Annotated in this window: 13 protein-coding genes and 2 pseudogenes; 7 read left to right on the top strand and 8 right to left on the bottom strand. The window is 71.9% G+C overall.

What is annotated here, in order from left to right; genetic code table 11:
• Positions 1-128: 128 nt before the first annotated feature.
• The 4 genes from F6J85_RS15850 (at position 129) to F6J85_RS15835 (ending at position 7067) form a co-directional block, all read left to right on the top strand.
• Positions 129-3818: a proline dehydrogenase family protein gene (locus F6J85_RS15850; protein ID WP_150926515.1), complete on the top strand. Its 3690-nt coding sequence runs from the start codon at positions 129-131 to the stop codon at positions 3816-3818.
• Between the two features lie 221 nt (positions 3819-4039).
• The gene (ddaH, locus tag F6J85_RS15845; protein ID WP_150926513.1) at positions 4040-4936 is read left to right on the top strand and encodes a dimethylargininase; all 897 of its coding nucleotides are present in this window, start codon (positions 4040-4042) and stop codon (positions 4934-4936) included.
• Positions 4933-6153 (top strand): ornithine--oxo-acid transaminase, encoded by a 1221-nt coding sequence (gene rocD, locus F6J85_RS15840; RefSeq protein WP_150926511.1) that lies wholly within the window; start codon positions 4933-4935, stop codon positions 6151-6153. Before ddaH ends, rocD begins: the two co-directional genes overlap by 4 nt.
• A gap of 122 nt (positions 6154-6275) precedes the next feature.
• Positions 6276-7067 carry an IclR family transcriptional regulator gene (locus F6J85_RS15835; protein WP_150926509.1) on the top strand — a complete coding sequence of 264 codons (792 nt, stop codon included), beginning with the start codon at positions 6276-6278 and terminating at the stop codon, positions 7065-7067.
• 6 nt (positions 7068-7073) lie between these two features.
• Here F6J85_RS15835 and F6J85_RS15830 read toward each other — a convergent pair whose 3' ends face one another.
• The 8 genes and pseudogenes from F6J85_RS15830 to F6J85_RS15800 form a co-directional block, all read right to left on the bottom strand.
• Positions 7074-8252 carry an acyl-CoA dehydrogenase family protein gene (locus tag F6J85_RS15830; RefSeq protein ID WP_150926507.1) on the bottom strand — a complete coding sequence of 393 codons (1179 nt, stop codon included), beginning with the start codon at positions 8250-8252 and terminating at the stop codon, positions 7074-7076.
• Entirely contained in the window at positions 8249-9121 is an 873-nt protein-coding gene (locus tag F6J85_RS15825; protein ID WP_150926505.1) for an amidohydrolase family protein, read from the bottom strand. The genes F6J85_RS15830 and F6J85_RS15825 overlap by 4 nt, the downstream gene beginning before the upstream one ends.
• On the bottom strand, positions 9118-9426 hold the full coding sequence (locus F6J85_RS15820) for an AMP-binding enzyme (RefSeq protein ID WP_191906657.1): 309 nt from the start codon (positions 9424-9426) through the stop codon (positions 9118-9120). The genes F6J85_RS15825 and F6J85_RS15820 overlap by 4 nt, the downstream gene beginning before the upstream one ends.
• Before the next feature lie 178 nt (positions 9427-9604).
• Positions 9605-10465 (bottom strand): annotated as a pseudogene (locus tag F6J85_RS15815) (AMP-binding protein); the annotation flags it as partial.
• Positions 10466-10490: 25 nt separating this feature from the next.
• Positions 10491-10739 (bottom strand): annotated as a pseudogene (locus tag F6J85_RS18320) (AMP-binding protein); the annotation flags it as partial.
• On the bottom strand, positions 10736-11653 hold the full coding sequence (locus F6J85_RS15810; RefSeq protein ID WP_202980846.1) for an SDR family NAD(P)-dependent oxidoreductase: 918 nt from the start codon (positions 11651-11653) through the stop codon (positions 10736-10738). The pseudogene F6J85_RS18320 and the gene F6J85_RS15810, both read right to left, overlap by 4 nt.
• On the bottom strand, positions 11650-12108 hold the full coding sequence (locus F6J85_RS15805) for a MaoC family dehydratase (protein ID WP_150926499.1): 459 nt from the start codon (positions 12106-12108) through the stop codon (positions 11650-11652). Before F6J85_RS15805 ends, F6J85_RS15810 begins: the two co-directional genes overlap by 4 nt.
• Complete coding sequence (locus F6J85_RS15800) at positions 12105-13256, bottom strand: zinc-binding dehydrogenase (RefSeq protein ID WP_238706985.1); 1152 nt, start codon at positions 13254-13256, stop codon at positions 12105-12107. Before F6J85_RS15800 ends, F6J85_RS15805 begins: the two co-directional genes overlap by 4 nt.
• 156 nt (positions 13257-13412) lie before the next feature.
• Here F6J85_RS15800 and F6J85_RS15795 point away from each other — a divergent pair, with 156 nt between their 5' ends.
• The 3 genes from F6J85_RS15795 to F6J85_RS15785 are packed head-to-tail and all read left to right on the top strand — an operon-like array spanning position 13413 to position 15315.
• Complete coding sequence (locus F6J85_RS15795; protein WP_150926496.1) at positions 13413-13955, top strand: UGSC family (seleno)protein; 543 nt, start codon at positions 13413-13415, stop codon at positions 13953-13955.
• 2 nt (positions 13956-13957) lie between these two features.
• Positions 13958-15064: a hypothetical protein gene (locus tag F6J85_RS15790; RefSeq protein WP_150926494.1), complete on the top strand. Its 1107-nt coding sequence runs from the start codon at positions 13958-13960 to the stop codon at positions 15062-15064.
• The gene (locus F6J85_RS15785; RefSeq protein ID WP_167758099.1) at positions 15064-15315 is read left to right on the top strand and encodes a hypothetical protein; all 252 of its coding nucleotides are present in this window, start codon (positions 15064-15066) and stop codon (positions 15313-15315) included. The genes F6J85_RS15790 and F6J85_RS15785 overlap by 1 nt, the downstream gene beginning before the upstream one ends.
• Positions 15316-15323 lie beyond the last annotated feature (8 nt).

Genomic DNA, 15323 nt, shown 5'->3' with positions numbered 1-15323 from the left:
CCTTCACCGACAATCTTGGCGGTGCCTCCTGCCGCTCGATACGGGCCGCGGCGGGCGGCGGGGAGAGTTGCCGCGGCGCGCGGCACGGCGCATCCGGCGGCCGGGAGCGCCTGCCTAGGCTGTCGAGCATGAGCACGACTGCGCCCGCGCTGCCTCCCGACCTCGCGGACCGTGCCGTCGAACTCGCCGCCCGGTGGGTGGCCGAATCCGCCGCGGAGCCGACGGACCGATCGGCACAGCGCCTGGCCGGCGTCCTCCGCGACCCGCACGGACTGCCCTTCACGATCGGGTTCGTCGACGGCGTCATGCGGCCGGAGAGCCTGGCGGCCGCCGCATCCCAGCTGCACCGCATCGCCCCGCTCGTGCCCGAATTCCTCCCGTGGTATCTGCGCGGCGCCGTCCACGTCGGCGGGATGGTGGCCCCTGCGCTCCCCGCCCCCGTCGTCCCGATCGCGCGCCGTGCGCTGCGGGAGATGGTGGGCCACCTCGTCGTCGATGCGCGTCCAGCCAAGCTCGGTCCGGCCCTCGCGAAGCTGCGGGAGGGCGGCGCGCGGCTCAACCTCAATCTGCTGGGGGAGGCCGTGCTGGGAGAAGCCGAAGCGCAGCGCCGGCTCGACGGCATCCACGACCTCATCCGCCGCCCCGACGTCGACTACGTCTCGGTCAAGGTGTCGGCGATCGCGTCGCACGTGACGCTGTGGGCGTTCGACGACATGGTCGAGCGCGTCGCCGACCGGCTCATGCCGCTGTACCTCAGCGCCGCCGCCGACGGCACGTTCATCAACCTCGACATGGAGGAGTACCGCGACCTCGACCTTACGATCGCGGTGTTCACGCGCGTGCTGGAAGACCCGCGCCTGAGCGGGCTGGAAGCCGGGATCGTGCTGCAGGCGTATCTGCCCGATGCGCTGCCGGCGCTGCGCGAACTCACCGCGTGGGCGCGCCAGCGCGTGGCCGCGGGCGGTGCGCGCATCAAGATCCGCCTCGTCAAGGGCGCCAACCTCGCGATGGAGCGCGTGGATGCGGTGCTCCACGGGTGGCGGCCGGCCACGTACGACAGCAAGCTCGACACCGACGCGAACTACCTGCGATGCCTCGCCGAAGCGCTCCGCCCCGAATCGACCTCCGCGGTGCGCGTCGGGGTGGCCGGCCACAACCTCTTCGACATCGCCCACGCGTGGCTGCTCGCCTCCGAGCGCGGCGTGAGCGCCGACATCGAGGTCGAGATGCTCCTCGGCATGGCCCAGGGGCAGGCGGCCGCGGTGGCCCGCGAAGTGGGGCCGGTCCTGCTGTACGTGCCGGTCGTGCGACCCGACGAATTCGACGTCGCGATCAGCTACCTCGTGCGGCGGCTGGAGGAGAACGCCTCGGGGGAGAACTTCCTCTCCACGGCGTTCGATCTCGCCGACGACCCCGAGCTGTTCGCTCGCGAGCGCGACCGGTATCTCGCCTCCGTCGAGCGTGCCGCCGATCCGCGACTGCCCCTCGGCGCCCGGCGCAGCCAGGAGCGCGACGGCGAGGCCGCCCCCGACGTCCCCCGCATCCTGCGCGACCCGCCCGCCGCCGAGGAGGGCCTCACGCAGGCGGTGCTCGGCATCGCGCGCGCGGCGTCGCCGGGCGACGACGATGCCGGGCAGGTCGTCTTCGGCGGTGAGGCCTTCGTCGAGACGGCGGTGTTCTCCGCCCGCGAGGACGACGAGGACGCCGTCGGGGCGCCCGGGTTCCGCAACACCGCCGATTCGGATGCGGCGCTGCCGGCGAACCGCGAGTGGGCCGCCGCCGTGCTGGCCCGCGTGCCGGCCTCCGCCGCCGGCGACGCCGTGCTGACGGATGCGCGCGTGGACGACGCCGCCACGCTGGATGCGATCCTCGCCCGCGTGCGCGACGCCGCCGGCTCGTGGGCCGCCCGCTCCGCGGCGGAGCGGGCGGAGATCCTCACGCGTGCGGCGCGCATCCTCGCCGCCCGGCGAGGCCTGCTCATCGAGGTGGCCGCATCCGAGACCGGCAAAGTGTTCGCCGAGGCCGACACCGAGGTGAGCGAGGCCGTCGACTTCGCCGACTACTACGCCGCGACCGCGCGCGAGCTCGACCGCGTCCCCGGCGCCGTCTTCACTCCGGCACGGGTCACCGTCGTCGCCCCGCCCTGGAACTTCCCGCTCGCCATCCCCGCCGGTGGCGTGCTCGCCGCGCTCGCCGCCGGCAGCGGCGTGGTCTTCAAGCCCGCACCGCAGGCCCGGCGCTGCGCCGCCGTGGTCGCCGAGGCGCTGTGGGACGCCGGGATCCCGCGTGAGGTGCTCGCGCTCGTCGACGTCGACGAGGACGCCCTCGGCCGATCGCTCATCGAGCACCCCGCCGTCGAGCGGGTCGTGCTCACCGGGTCGTGGGAGACCGCGCAGCTGTTCCGCTCGTGGCGGCCCGATCTGCCGCTGCTGGCCGAGACCAGCGGCAAGAACGCGATCGTCGTGATGCCCTCCGCCGACCTCGACCTGGCCGCATCCGACCTGGTCCGAAGCGCGTTCGGCCATGCCGGCCAGAAGTGCTCGGCCGCGTCGCTGGCGATCCTCGTGGGCCCGGTCGCGCGGTCGCGGCGGTTCGCGCAGCAGCTCGTGGACGCCACGACGTCGCTGCGGGTGGGCCCCGCGTCCGATCCGCTGAGCGAGGTCGGCCCGCTCATCCAGGTGCCGCAGGGCAAGCTCGCGTGGGCGCTGACGACGCTGGAGGACGGCGAGCGGTGGCTCGTCGAGCCCCGCGAGCTCGATTTCGGCCCGGAGGAGGCCGGGCGGTACTGGACCCCCGGCATCCGCACGGGTGTGTCGCCCGGATCGCGCCTGCACCGCGAGGAGTTCTTCGGACCGGTGCTCGGCATCATGCGCGCGTCCTCCCTCGCGCAGGCGATCGAGCTGCAGAACGCCGTCGAGTACGGGCTCACCGCGGGGCTGTACACGCAGAACCCCGGCGACCTCGCCCTGTGGCTGGACCGCGTGCAGGCGGGGAACCTGTACGTCAACCGCGGGATCACCGGCGCGATCGTGCAGCGCCAGCCCTTCGGCGGGTGGAAGCGTTCCTCGGTGGGTCCCGGCGCCAAGGCCGGCGGGCCGAACTACCTCGTCGGGCTCGGATCGTGGCGCGCGACCAGCGGCGGCCCCCCGTCCTCCACGCTGCACCTGCGCGGGCTCGACTCGCGCATCACGGGCCTCATCGAGGCCGCCCAGTCGAGCCTGCACTACGAGGCGTTCGAGTGGCTCCGCCGGGGCGCCCTGTCGGACGCGATCGCGTGGGACCGGGAGTTCGGCCGCGTGAAGGACGTGTCGCACCTGCAGGTCGAGCGCAACCTGCTCCGCTACCGTCCCGTCGACGGCGTGGCGGTGCGGGCGACGGCGGATGCTCCGTGGCAGGCGGTGCTCCGCGTCGTGCTCGCGGGCGTGCGGGCAGGTGGGGTCTTCACGCTGAGCACTCCGGTGGGGCTTCCCGCCGAGGTGCGCCGCGCCCTGGGCGATCTCGGCGTCCCCGTTGCGGTGGAGACCGACGAGCAGTGGATGCAGCGGATGGTCGCGCACGGCACGGTGGACGCCGGCGAGGCCGCAGCATCCGCCCCGCGGCCCTCGCGCGCGCGGCTGGTGGGTGCGGGGGAGAGCGTCACGGCGCTGCACCGGGCGCTGGCCACCGCGGTCGCGGGCGATCCCGACCTGGCCGTCTACGCCGACGAGGTGACCACCGCCGGGCGCATCGAGCTCCTGCCGTTCCTGCGCGAGCAGTCGATCTCCATCACCGCGCACCGCTACGGCACGCCCGACCCCTGGAGCACCGCGGTCATCTGACCCGCCCCCCGGCCCCCCGCCGCCGAGACATCACTCTCCGTCTGAGACACCCGGCGACGCGGGGTGTTTCGGACGGAGAGTGGTGTTTCGGCGCGGCGAGGGGCCACTCGCCCCCGGGTGTGGGGGCGTGGCACAATGGTCGCGGCGTGCCCGGATCGCCGGCTTCACAGAGCTCCGCCGGGCCCGGGGACAGCGTCCGCCGCACTCATCCGAGGAGCTGTATGTCCACGCACGAATCCGTCGCCCCCGCCGCGAGCACCCAGCGCACCCAGCAGCACCGCCGCTACCTCATGTGCCGCCCCGAGCACTTCACGGTCAGCTACAGCATCAACCCGTGGATGGAGCCAGCCCGCCCCACCGACACGGCGCGCGCCCTGCAGCAGTGGCAGACGCTGTACGACACGTACCTCGCGCTCGGTCACGACGTCGAGCTCATCGACCCCATCGACGGGCTCCCGGACATGGTCTACACCGCCAACGGCGGGTTCGTCATCGACGGCGTCGCGTACGGTCCGAAGTTCCGCTTCGCCGAGCGGGTCCCCGAGGGGCCGGCGTTCATGGAGTGGTTCGCGGCGAACGGGTTCGACGTCGTCGAGCCCGCGGAGGTCAACGAGGGCGAGGGGGATTTCCTCCTCGTCGGCCAGACGATCCTCGCCGGCACGGGCTTCCGCTCCACCGGCGACAGCCACCGCGAAGTCGGCGAAGTGTTCGGCCGCGAGGTCGTCTCCCTCACCCTGACCGACCCCCGGTTCTACCACCTCGACACCGCGATCGCCGTCCTCGACCCGGTCGAGGGTCCTTCGACAGGCTCAGCGACCGGGGGTGTGGAGCGGGCGAACATCGCCTACCTCCCCAGCGCCTTCGACGAGGCCAGCCAGGCGATCCTGCGCGAGCGCTACCCCGACGCCATCCAGGTGTCGGATGCCGACGGCGCGGTGTTCGGCCTGAACTCCGCCAGCGACGGTCGCAACGTCATCATCTCCCCGCGCGCGGTCGGGTTCGAGGCCCAGCTGCGCGAACGCGGCTACACCCCCGTGATGCTCGACCTCTCCGAGCTCCTGCTCGGCGGGGGCGGCATCAAGTGCTGCACGCTCGAACTGCGGGGAGTGATCCGATGAGCCTGCGGCTGGACACCGGGACGCTGCGGATCATCGACGACGAGCGCGAGCACGTGGCATCCAACTACTCGCCCCTGCCCGTGGTCATCGCCCGCGGTGAGGGATCGTGGGTGACCGACGTCGAAGGCAAGCGGTACCTCGACCTCCTGTCGGCCTACTCGGCGCTGAACTTCGGTCACGGCCATCCCGAGATCCTCGCCGCTGCACGAGAGCAGCTGGATCGGCTGACCCTGACGAGCCGGGCCTACCACAACGACCGGCTGGGGCCCTTCGCCGCAGCGCTGGCCGAGCTGTGCGGCAAAGAGCTCGTGCTGCCGATGAACACCGGCGCCGAGGCCGTGGAGACCGGCATCAAGGTGGCCCGCGCGTGGGGCTACCGGGTCAAGGGGATCCCGGCGGATGCGGCGACCGTCGTCGTGGCCGACGGCAACTTCCACGGTCGCACCACCACGATCGTCGGGTTCAGCGACGACCCCGCCGCCCGCGACGACTTCGGACCCTTCGCCGCGGGGTTCGTCCGGGTGCCGTTCGGCGATGCCGCAGCGATCGAGGCGGCGATCGACGAGAACACCGCCGCGGTGCTGATCGAGCCCATCCAGGGTGAGGCGGGCATCATCGTGCCGCCCGACGGCTACCTCCGCGCCGTCCGCGAGATCTGCACCGCGAACAACGTGCTGCTCATCGCCGACGAGATCCAGTCCGGCCTCGGCCGGGTCGGCACGACCTTCGCGTGCGACCGCGAAGGCGTCGTGCCCGACGTGTATCTGCTGGGCAAGGCGCTGGGTGGCGGCATCCTGCCGCTGTCGGCCGTCGTGGCCGACCGCGACGTGCTCGGGGTCATCCGCCCCGGCGAGCACGGATCGACCTTCGGCGGCAACCCGCTGGCCGCCGCGGTCGGGCTGCGCGTGGTCGAGATGCTGTCCTCGGGGGAGTTCCAGACCCGTGCGACGGCGCTCGGCGAGCACCTCCAGGCGCGGCTCGCCGACCTCGTCGGCTCGGGCGTCACGGCCGTCCGGGCGGCGGGCCTGTGGGCCGGCATCGACATCGACCCGGCCGTCGGCACGGGGCGGGAGGTGGCCGAGCGGCTGCTGGCCCGCGGCGTCCTGGTGAAGGACACGCACGGGCAGACGATCCGCATCGCCCCGCCGCTGGTGATCCGCGCGACCGAACTGGACTGGGCGGTCGAGCAGCTCAAGTACGTGCTCGACGCCTCGTAGCCGCGGCGCCCAGAACAGGAGAATCGCCCAGATCAGGATGCTCCGGGCCCAATCCGTCCTGATTCCGGCGATTCGCCTGATGCGGGCAACGGGCGCGGCCGCATCCGGTCGATAATGACAGGGTGACGACGGCGCGCGAGAGCACGACAGAAGACCGGGCGCGTTCGCTCATCGACCGGGCCTTCGCGATCCTCGGCACGTTCCAGGGCGGACGCGTGCGGCAGTCGCTCTCCGACATCTCGCGGCGCACCGGGCTGCCCATCGCCACGTGCCACCGCATCGTGGGCCGGCTCACCGAGTGGGGAGCGCTGGAGCGGGATGGCGACGGGCGGTACAACATCGGCCTGCGGCTGTGGGAAGTCGCGTCCCTTGCTCCCCGTTCGGTCGGACTGCTGCGTCTGGCCCGCCCTTACCTCCTGGACCTGTACGAGACGACGGGCTACGCGTCCCACCTCGCCATCCGTGAGGGCCTCGAGCTCCTCTCCATCGAACGGGTGCAGTCTCCGCGGAGACAGGTGCGTCGGCCGCTGTCCGGAGCGCGCTACCCGCTGCATGCCACCGCGATCGGCCTCGTCCTCCTCTCGCATGCGCCCGACGACGTGCGCGCGCAGGTCCTGGCCGCCCCGCTCCCCGCATTCACGCCCCGCACGTACACCGATCCGGTGCTGCTGGAGCGGCTCCTCGGCGACATCCGGCGAAGCGGTTATGCCGTCAGCGACCGGCAGATCGACGACGTGCACATCGGGGTCGCGGCGCCCATCCACGGTGCGGACGGATCGGTCGTGGCGGCCGTCTCGCTCGCCTTGACCGAGCAGGACGTGGACGGCAAGAACATGATCCACCTGGTGCGTCTGACGGCGACCTCGATCGGGCGCGCGCTCGTCGCCGCCGGCTACGGACGTCCGGACGCCTGACGCCGGTCAGCGGGTGAACGCGCTCAGGCCGGTGATGGCCCGGCCGACGATCAGTGCGTTCATCTCGTGCGTGCCCTCGAACGTGTACAGCGCCTCGGCGTCGGCGAAGAAGCGCGCGACGTCGGAGTCGACCCGGATCCCCTCCGCACCGCACACTTCGCGGGCGAGGGCGACGGTCTCGCGGGCGCGGTCGGCGACCCACCCCTTGGTGAGGGCGGCATGGACCTCCTCCGCCCGGCCGGCATCGCGCAGCTCCGTCATCCGCATCGCCATGGCGAGCGTCGCGGTGGCGTTCCCGAGCATCCGCGCCAGCTTCTCCTGCACGAGCTGGAATCCCGCGATCGGCCGGCCGAACTGGGTCCGCCGCATCGCGTAGGCCAGGGCCGCCTCGTACGCCCCTGCCTGCAGGCCGGCCGCGTTCCATGCGACGACGTAGCGCAGCTGGGCGAGGATCGCCGCGATGTCGGCGAACGAGTGGATGCGGGCGAGCCGGTCGGACTCGGGTACGCGCACGTCGCGGAGCTCGATGTCGCCGTTGCGCACCATGCGGAGCGCGAGCTTGCCGGTGATGTCGGTGACGGCCACCCCGGGGGCCTCCCGGGGGACGAGGAACGCCTTGGCGCGCCCGTCGGCGGCGTCGCGGGCGACGACGACCATGACCTCCGACAGCGCGGCGTTGCCGATCCACCGCTTGTGCCCGGTGAGGCGCCACTCATCGCCGTCGCGGGTGGCGACCGTCTCCATGCCGCCGGCCACGTCCGAGCCGTGATCGGGTTCGGTGAGCGCGAAGCATCCGGTCAGATCGAACGAGGGGATGCGGGGGTCCCACCGTGCGACCTGCTCCGCCGAACCGCCACTGCGCACGAGCGTGCGGAACATGCCGACCTGGCCCCCGTACAGGGTGCCGATGGACATGTCGAAGCGCGCGAGCTCGAAGTGGCGGAATCCGATGTACACGGCACGGGGCAGGCCGTCCTCGCCGAGCAGCGCCGGGTCGTCCTCCAGGCGGAGCGCCGCCAGCTCGGCGCGAAGATGGGCCGGGCTGTGGGCCTCCTCCCACCACTGCGCGAGGTGCGGACGGGCGCGCGCGTCGAGCAGTTCGCGCAGCTGCCGCAGTTTGTCCCGCTCCACCGCCGTGAGCCGTTCGGCGAACCCGAAGAGGTCGACCGGCGCGGATGCGCTCACGATGACAGGCCCAGGAGACGCGCCGCGTTGTCCTTCAGGATCATCGCGCGCACCTCATCCGGAAACTCCAGGCCGTCGAAATCCCGGAGCCAGCGGTCGGGGGTCAGGGCGGGCAGATCCGTGCCGAAGAGCATCTTGTGCTTGAGGTAGGTGCGCGCGGCCCGCACCAGGGCCGGGGAGAAGTACTTCGGCGACCACCCGGACAGGTCGATCCAGGTGTTGAGCTTGTGCGTGGCGATGGAGATCGCCTCGTCCTGCCACGGCACGCTCGGGTGGGCCATGATGATCTGCAGATCGGGATGCCGCGCCGCGACGTCGTCCAGCAGCATGGGGTTCGACAGTGAGAGCCGGAATCCCCACCCGCCGGGGGTCCCGGCGCCGGCCCCGGTCTGCCCCGTGTGCACGAGGATCGGCACCTGCAGCTGCTCGATCGCCGACCACAGGGGGGTGAACTCCTCCGCGGAGGGATCGAACCCCTGCACCGAGGGGTGGAACTTGAAGCCGCGCACGCCGAGTTCGGTCACCTGCCGCTGCGCCTCCTCCACGGCGGCCTCGCCCTGCAAAGGGTCGACGCTGCCGAAGGGGATGAGCACGTCGGCGTTGCGGTGGGCCCCGGCGACGAGGTCGTCGATGCTGTTGGGCGCGTGACCGAGGTTCGTGGTCGCGTCGATCGTGAACACCACCGCGGCCATCCCGCGTTCGCGGTAGTACTGCGCCGTCTGCTCCACCGTGCGGGGCGGCTCGCTGCTGCCGAAGTAGGCGGCCATCGCGGCCGTCAGCTGCGGCGGCGACGCGGTGCGGCCGCTGCCGTCGATGTGGACGTGGGCGTGCATGTCGATCGCGCTGATCGCGTTCAGGTCGATGGTCATCGTGCCCCCTGTCTGGACGCGTCCCGCTCCCGGGACGCGTCCGCCTTGATCCGGGCGAGCTCCACCTTGCCGGTGGGGCTGCGCTCCAGTGAGTCGCGGACGAAGAAGTGCCGCGGTTTCTTGTATCCGGCCAGATGCTCGTCCAGGTGCGACACCAGCGCGCCCAGATCGATCTCGGTGTCTTCCACCGGCACGATCATGGCGCTGACCACCTCGCCGAAGCGCTCGTGGGGCAGACCGAAGACGACCGCGTCGGCGACGCTCGGATGTGCCAGCAGCTGTTCCTCGACTTCGGCGGGGAACACCTTCTCGCCCCCCGGTGTTGACCACGGCGCTGAGGCGCCCGAGCAGCTCGATCGATCCGTCGCCCCGGGCGCGCGCCCAGTCGCCCGGCACCACGTACCGGTGCTCACCGATCGTCGGGAACGCGCGGGCGGTCTTCTCCGGGTCACCGTGGTAGCCACGCGGGAGCACTCCTCGGAAGGCGAGGATGCCGAGCGCTCCCGGCTCGAGCGGGATCTCGGTGTTCTCCTCGCTCAGCAGCACGGTCCCTGGAGTGAGCATGAACTGTGCGGGCAGGTCTTCGGCCGAACGCGTGGTGCCGAAGGCGAACGGGCCGCCCTCGCTCGAGGCCAGCAGGTCGACGATCATGATGTCGCCCTGCGCGTGCAGCCGCCGCTTCACCGCGTCGCTGAATCGCATCCCCGAGCTGAAGATCGAATCCACGTGGGGCAGGCCGCGCCCGTCGGCTTCCACGGCCTCGACGAACGGCAGGGCGACCGCGTCGCCGGCGACCACGAGCCGGGTCACCCGGTGATCGTGCACCAGCCGCAGCGCTGCGGCGAGGTCCAGGTGCGCCTCGTCGTGGAGCACGAGGGCCCCGCCCAGGGCGAGGGTGCCCATCGACATCGACTGCGCCGTGCCGTGCAGCATGGGCGGCAGCGGCAGGGTCGCCACGCGCGGCGTGGCGGGGTCGGTGGCGATCCGCACGGCGCCGGCCAGATCCGCCGGCGGCTCGATGCCGATGACGCCCCACGTGGACTGACGGCGCGCTTCCAGGAGGGTGTCCATGTCCCACACGACTGCCTTCGGCATCCCCGTGGTCCCGCCGGTGTACAGCCGGAGGTGCGCCCCCCGTGGTGCCGCCGACGGCAGTGTGCCGCCAGCGGCGACGATGTCGGCATAGGCGACCGCGCCGGCCAGGGCCGGTCCGCCGTCGTCGTCGACCGAGACGAGCGCGACGGCCGGTTCGATGCCCGCCGCCGCCTCCCGCGCGATGTCTCCCAGGGAGGTCGGCGCGATGAGCACCTTCGCCTGGCTGTCCTCCAGGAGCGCCCGCACTTCGCCGGCCCGGGTAGCGGTAGTTGATCGCGACCGGTGCCGCGCCGATGGCCAGGCATGCCCAGAAGAAGGTCAGATACTCGGTCCGGTTGTACAGCAGCAGGGCCGCGGCATCGCCGACGCCGACGCCGTGCTCTCGCAGGTGGCGGGCCACTGCGCCGGCCTCCGCCGCGAAGCGCGCGTACGTCATCGTCTCGCGGCCGGTGATGATCGCCGGCCGGTCCGGGTCCGCCGCGGCGATGCCCTGCCACAGATCGCTGTAGTGGATGCCGCTCATACCGGCTCCTCCCGGCGCGAAGGCGGGCCCGAGAGCTGGGCCATCGCGGCGAACCGCTCCGACCAGGCGCTGTCGATGGCCTCCGCGCTCCACCCTCCCGGTGCGTCGTCGGTGGCGAGCACGTCGGGGTGGGAGTACAGCGTGAGCCGGTCGCCGCCGATCCCGATCGCCTGCCCTGTCACGTGTGCGGCGCGGTCCGAGGCCAGCCACACCACGAGCGGTGCGACGTCGTCGACCGACCCCAGGGCCCGCTCGCGGCGCAGGTGCTCGGGGATCGGCAGGCCGGCGAGGTGGTCGTGGTAGGCCTGCGTGTACTCGGGGATGGTCGCCGTCATCGGCGAGAGCGCGGTCGGCACGATGGTGTTGACCGTCACGCCGGCCCGGGCCAGCTCCAGCGACCACGTGCGCGCCATGGCGACGATTCCGGCCTTGACCGCCGAGTAATTGGTCTGCCCGAAGCTGCCGAACTGCCCGGCCGGAGAGCCGATGAGGATGATCCGGCCGCCCTCGCCGCGGTCCCGGAAGTGCTGCGCCGCCGCCCGGCCGCACGTGAACGATCCGCGCAGATGCGTGTCCACGACCGCGTTGAAGTCCTCGTCGGACATCTTCCACAGCACCCGGTCCCGCAGCACGCCGGCATTGGCCACCAGCACGTCCAGGCGGCCGAATTCGGCCACAGCACGGTCGACCAGCGCCTGCGCGGTCGCGGTCGGGCCGACCGGGCCCGCCTCGGCGACGGCGCTGCCGCCGGCCTCGATGATCTCGGACACCACGGTCTCGGCGGCGGCCGCATCCACGTCGTTGACCACGACCGCCGCGCCCGCCTCGGCCAGTGCGCGCGCGTAGGCGCGGCCGAGGCTCCGGCCGGCGCCCGTGACGATCGCGACGCGGTCGTCCAGTCGCACCGCGCTCACCGGAAGTGCCTCAGCACGAGATCGGCCACGACGGCGGGCTTGTCGCCACCGCCTTCGACCTCGAACGCGAGGGCGAGCGTCACCTGCACCGAATCCTGCCTCTCCTCGACCTCGGCGATGCGTCCACGCACTCGGATGCGTGAACCCGAGGGCACCGGCGCGGGGAAGCGGATGCGGTCGAAACCGTAGACGATACCGGTGGTGGCGCCGCTGACGCGGTAGATCTCCCTGAGCGGGCGGACCACCATGCTCAGGGTCAGCATGCCGTGTGCGATGCGTCCGCCGAACGGGCTGGCCGCCGCGGCGGCCTCGTCCACGTGGATCGGGTTGTCATCGCCGGTCAGATCGGCGTACACGTCGATGTCGTGCTGCGTGATGGTGTGCCACGGCGAGGGGCCCAGCTCCCGCCCCTTCTGCCGGCTCAGTTCGGTGAGCGGTATCGCCTCGATCGTCATGTCGTCTCCCTCTCCGCCTCGCGGCGGGTCGTGATGATGGCGCGGCCGGTGATCTCCCCGCGAGCCAGCGCCGCATAGGCCGCGTTCGCGTCTTCCAGGCGGTAGCGGCGGGTCACCAGCCGCTCGGTGTCGTAGGCGCCCTGTGCGGCGAGGGATGCGACGATCGGCAGATCGTGCCGCGTCCGCCCGCCGAAGGAACCGACGATCTGCTGTCCGCGCCGCACCAGGGGGGTGATCTCCACCTCTGCCGTCGTCCCGGCCGGAGCGATGCCGATGGCCACGAGGCGGCCGCCCTCGGCGAGCATCCCGAGAGCCTGGCCGAACGTCTGCGCGCGGCCGAGCGCCTCGAAGGCGACGTCCACGCCGCCGGTGGCGGCCCGTACCGCTGCCACCGGGTCCTCTGCGCGGGCATCCACGAGCACCGTGGCGCCCAGTTCACGCGCGGCTTCGAGCTTGTCGGCGGCGATGTCGACCGCGACGATCGTGGTCGCTCCCGCCGCCCGCGCCATGGGGATCAGGCTCGAGCCCACCCCGCCGACCCCGACGATCGCGACCGTGGTCCCCGGCTCCACCTCTGCGGCGCGGAACACCGCTCCGTAGGACGTGAGACCGGCGCATCCCAGCAGGCAGGAGGTCTCCGGGTCGAGCGTGTCGGGCAGGTGCGTCAGCGCCGAAATGGGGACGACGCAGTACTCGGCCAATCCGCCCATCGAGTACATGGCCAGAAACGAGCCGTCCGGCATGCTGAGGCGGCTGCGGCCGTCGAACAGCGTCCCCTTCAGCCGGTTCTGCCCGAAGAACTCGATGCACAGGTCATCCCGCCCACGCCGGCACTGCCGGCAGGAACGGCACGGCATGATGAATCCGGCCACGACCGTGTCGCCGATCGCGAGGCCGTTCGGATCCTCGGTCCCCCCGCCGATCGCGACGACGCGCCCGCTGACCTCGTGCCCCAGCACCGCCGGTCGAGGGAAGGCGACCTCGCCCTTCATCACGTGCAGGTCGGTATGGCACACCCCGCACGCGATCACCTCGAGCAGGACCTCGTCCGGCCCCGGACGCGGGGTGGCGATCTCGCGCACCGTCAAGGTCGGTGAGTCGCCCTCGAGGATGGCGGCCCGCATCGTCGCGGGTATGGGTGGCTGCACCGACGCTCCCTCTGTCGTGTCTGCTCAGCATCCTGTCCGGCGCGCACCCGGACGAGCACCCACCTTTCCATCGAGTGAAAACGGCCCTGCGCGAGTCGCACCGGCCCGTGGCAGTCTGACCGCGCCTGGACACAGACGTACCGAGGGGACACCGACATGGCATGGCAAGAAGCGCTCCTGGACCCGACCGGCATGGCGGAGGGCGCCGCAGACGGCACCCTCGCACCACGGCCGGTCAGCCTGAAGGGACTTCGCATCGGGTTGCTGGACAACACCAAGCCGAACTCCACGATGCTTCTGGAGGAGATCGCCGCCCGGTTGCAGGGCGACCACGGTGCGGGTGAGGCGACGCTGTACACGAAGGACTACTTCGGCACCCCCGTCGCCGGCGAGCTGCTCGAGCAGATCGCGTCGGAGAACGATCTCGTCGTCACCGCGGTGGGGGACTGCGGATCGTGCTCGGCCGCCACGGTGGCGGACGGGATCCTGTTCGAGCGGGCAGGGGTTCCCGCCGTCGCGATCACGTCCGATTCGTTCCTCATGTCGGGACGGGCGATGGCGCAGGTGCAGGGATTCCCCGCGTTCGACTTCACGGCCGTCGCCCACCCTATGGCGAGTCTGTCGGCGCAGGAGGTCCGCGAGCGTGCGGCGACCGTGATGCCGGAGGTCCTGCGGATCCTCGGCGTGGAGGAAGGATGACGATGACCACGATCACACCGGCGCAGGCCACCGCCGACTCCGAGCGCGTGCAGGAGCTCGTCGAGTACTACTACGACAACGAGTGGACCGACGGTCTCCCCGTCGTCCCGGTCACGCAGTCGCTGCTGGACGCGTTCCTGGCCACGGTGCCGCGCGACCCCGAAGAGGTGCTCTTCGAGATCGGGCATCTCAATCGTCGCCTGACGGTGCGGCTGGCCGCCATCAACGCGGCGATGGCGGGGTGCCGTCCGGAGTACTTCCCCGTCGTGGTGTCCGCGTGGCTGGCCATCGCCGCCGAGCCGCATCCCGCCCGCGGCATCTGGCAGTCCACGACGGGAACCGCACCGCTGCTCGTGGTCAACGGCCCCATCCGCGAGCGGATCGGACTCAACAGCCGCGGGAACGTCTTCGGCTCCGGGTTCCGCGCCAACGCCACGATCGGGCGAGCCATCCGGCTCGGCTGCATCAACGTGTTCGGCCTGCATCCGCACAAGCTCGACCAGGCCACGCAGGGCACCCCCGCCAAGTACTCGTCGTGTCTCGCCGAGAACGAGGAGCAGAGCCCGTGGGAGCCGCTCCACGTCGAACACGGCTATGCCGCCGATGACGACGTGGTCACGGCATTCGTCATCCGCTCGGTCATCCACATCGAGGCCCGCCACACCCAGGAGCCGGAACAGCTCGCGCGCGATTTCGTCGACACCATCGCACGGACCGGCGCGCTGATCCACGAATACACCAGCGCGCTGCTGGTCCTCACCCCCGAGCACGCCGACGTCTTCGCACGCGCCGGGTGGAGCAAACAGGATCTCCGCGACTTCGTCTTCGCGCACGCAACGCAGCGGCGAGAGGACCTCGCCGCCGTCGGCAAGGACGCGCTGTCGCACAAGACCCGGTGGCGTCTGCCCGGCTCCCACCCCGATTCGATGCCCGACAGCGCCAGCGCGACCGACACCCCCGACCGCGTCCCGGCGCTGAGCAACCCCACCTCGGTGCAGATCATGGTCGCCGGCGCCGACAACGCCGGGGTCTCGGCGGTCGTGGAGATCTTCACCCTCAACCCCCCGCGGGAGATTCCTCTCTCGCTCAGCAGAATCGGAGGCTCATGATGAGCGGATCGCAGGACGCCACGACGGTGGATGCCGCGCTGGCGCAGTTCACCGAGATGATGGCCGCCGACGGGTACGTCCTGAGCTGGCAGCCGGCAGAGGCCGACCGCATCGTCGTCCGCATCGATGCGACCGAAGGCGCGTGCGCCGACTGCCTCGTCCCCCAGCCGGTGATGGAGGCGATCATGGCGCAGGCGCTCGAGCCGACGCCGTACTCCCTCGACCACGTGGTTCTGCCGGCCGCGCACTGAGGAACCTC

This window comes from Microbacterium lushaniae, from assembly GCF_008727775.1.
Taxonomy (GTDB): domain Bacteria; phylum Actinomycetota; class Actinomycetes; order Actinomycetales; family Microbacteriaceae; genus Microbacterium; species Microbacterium lushaniae.
The sequence above is the reverse complement of the archived record's forward strand: the minus strand, read 5'-3'. Positions and strand labels throughout refer to the sequence as shown.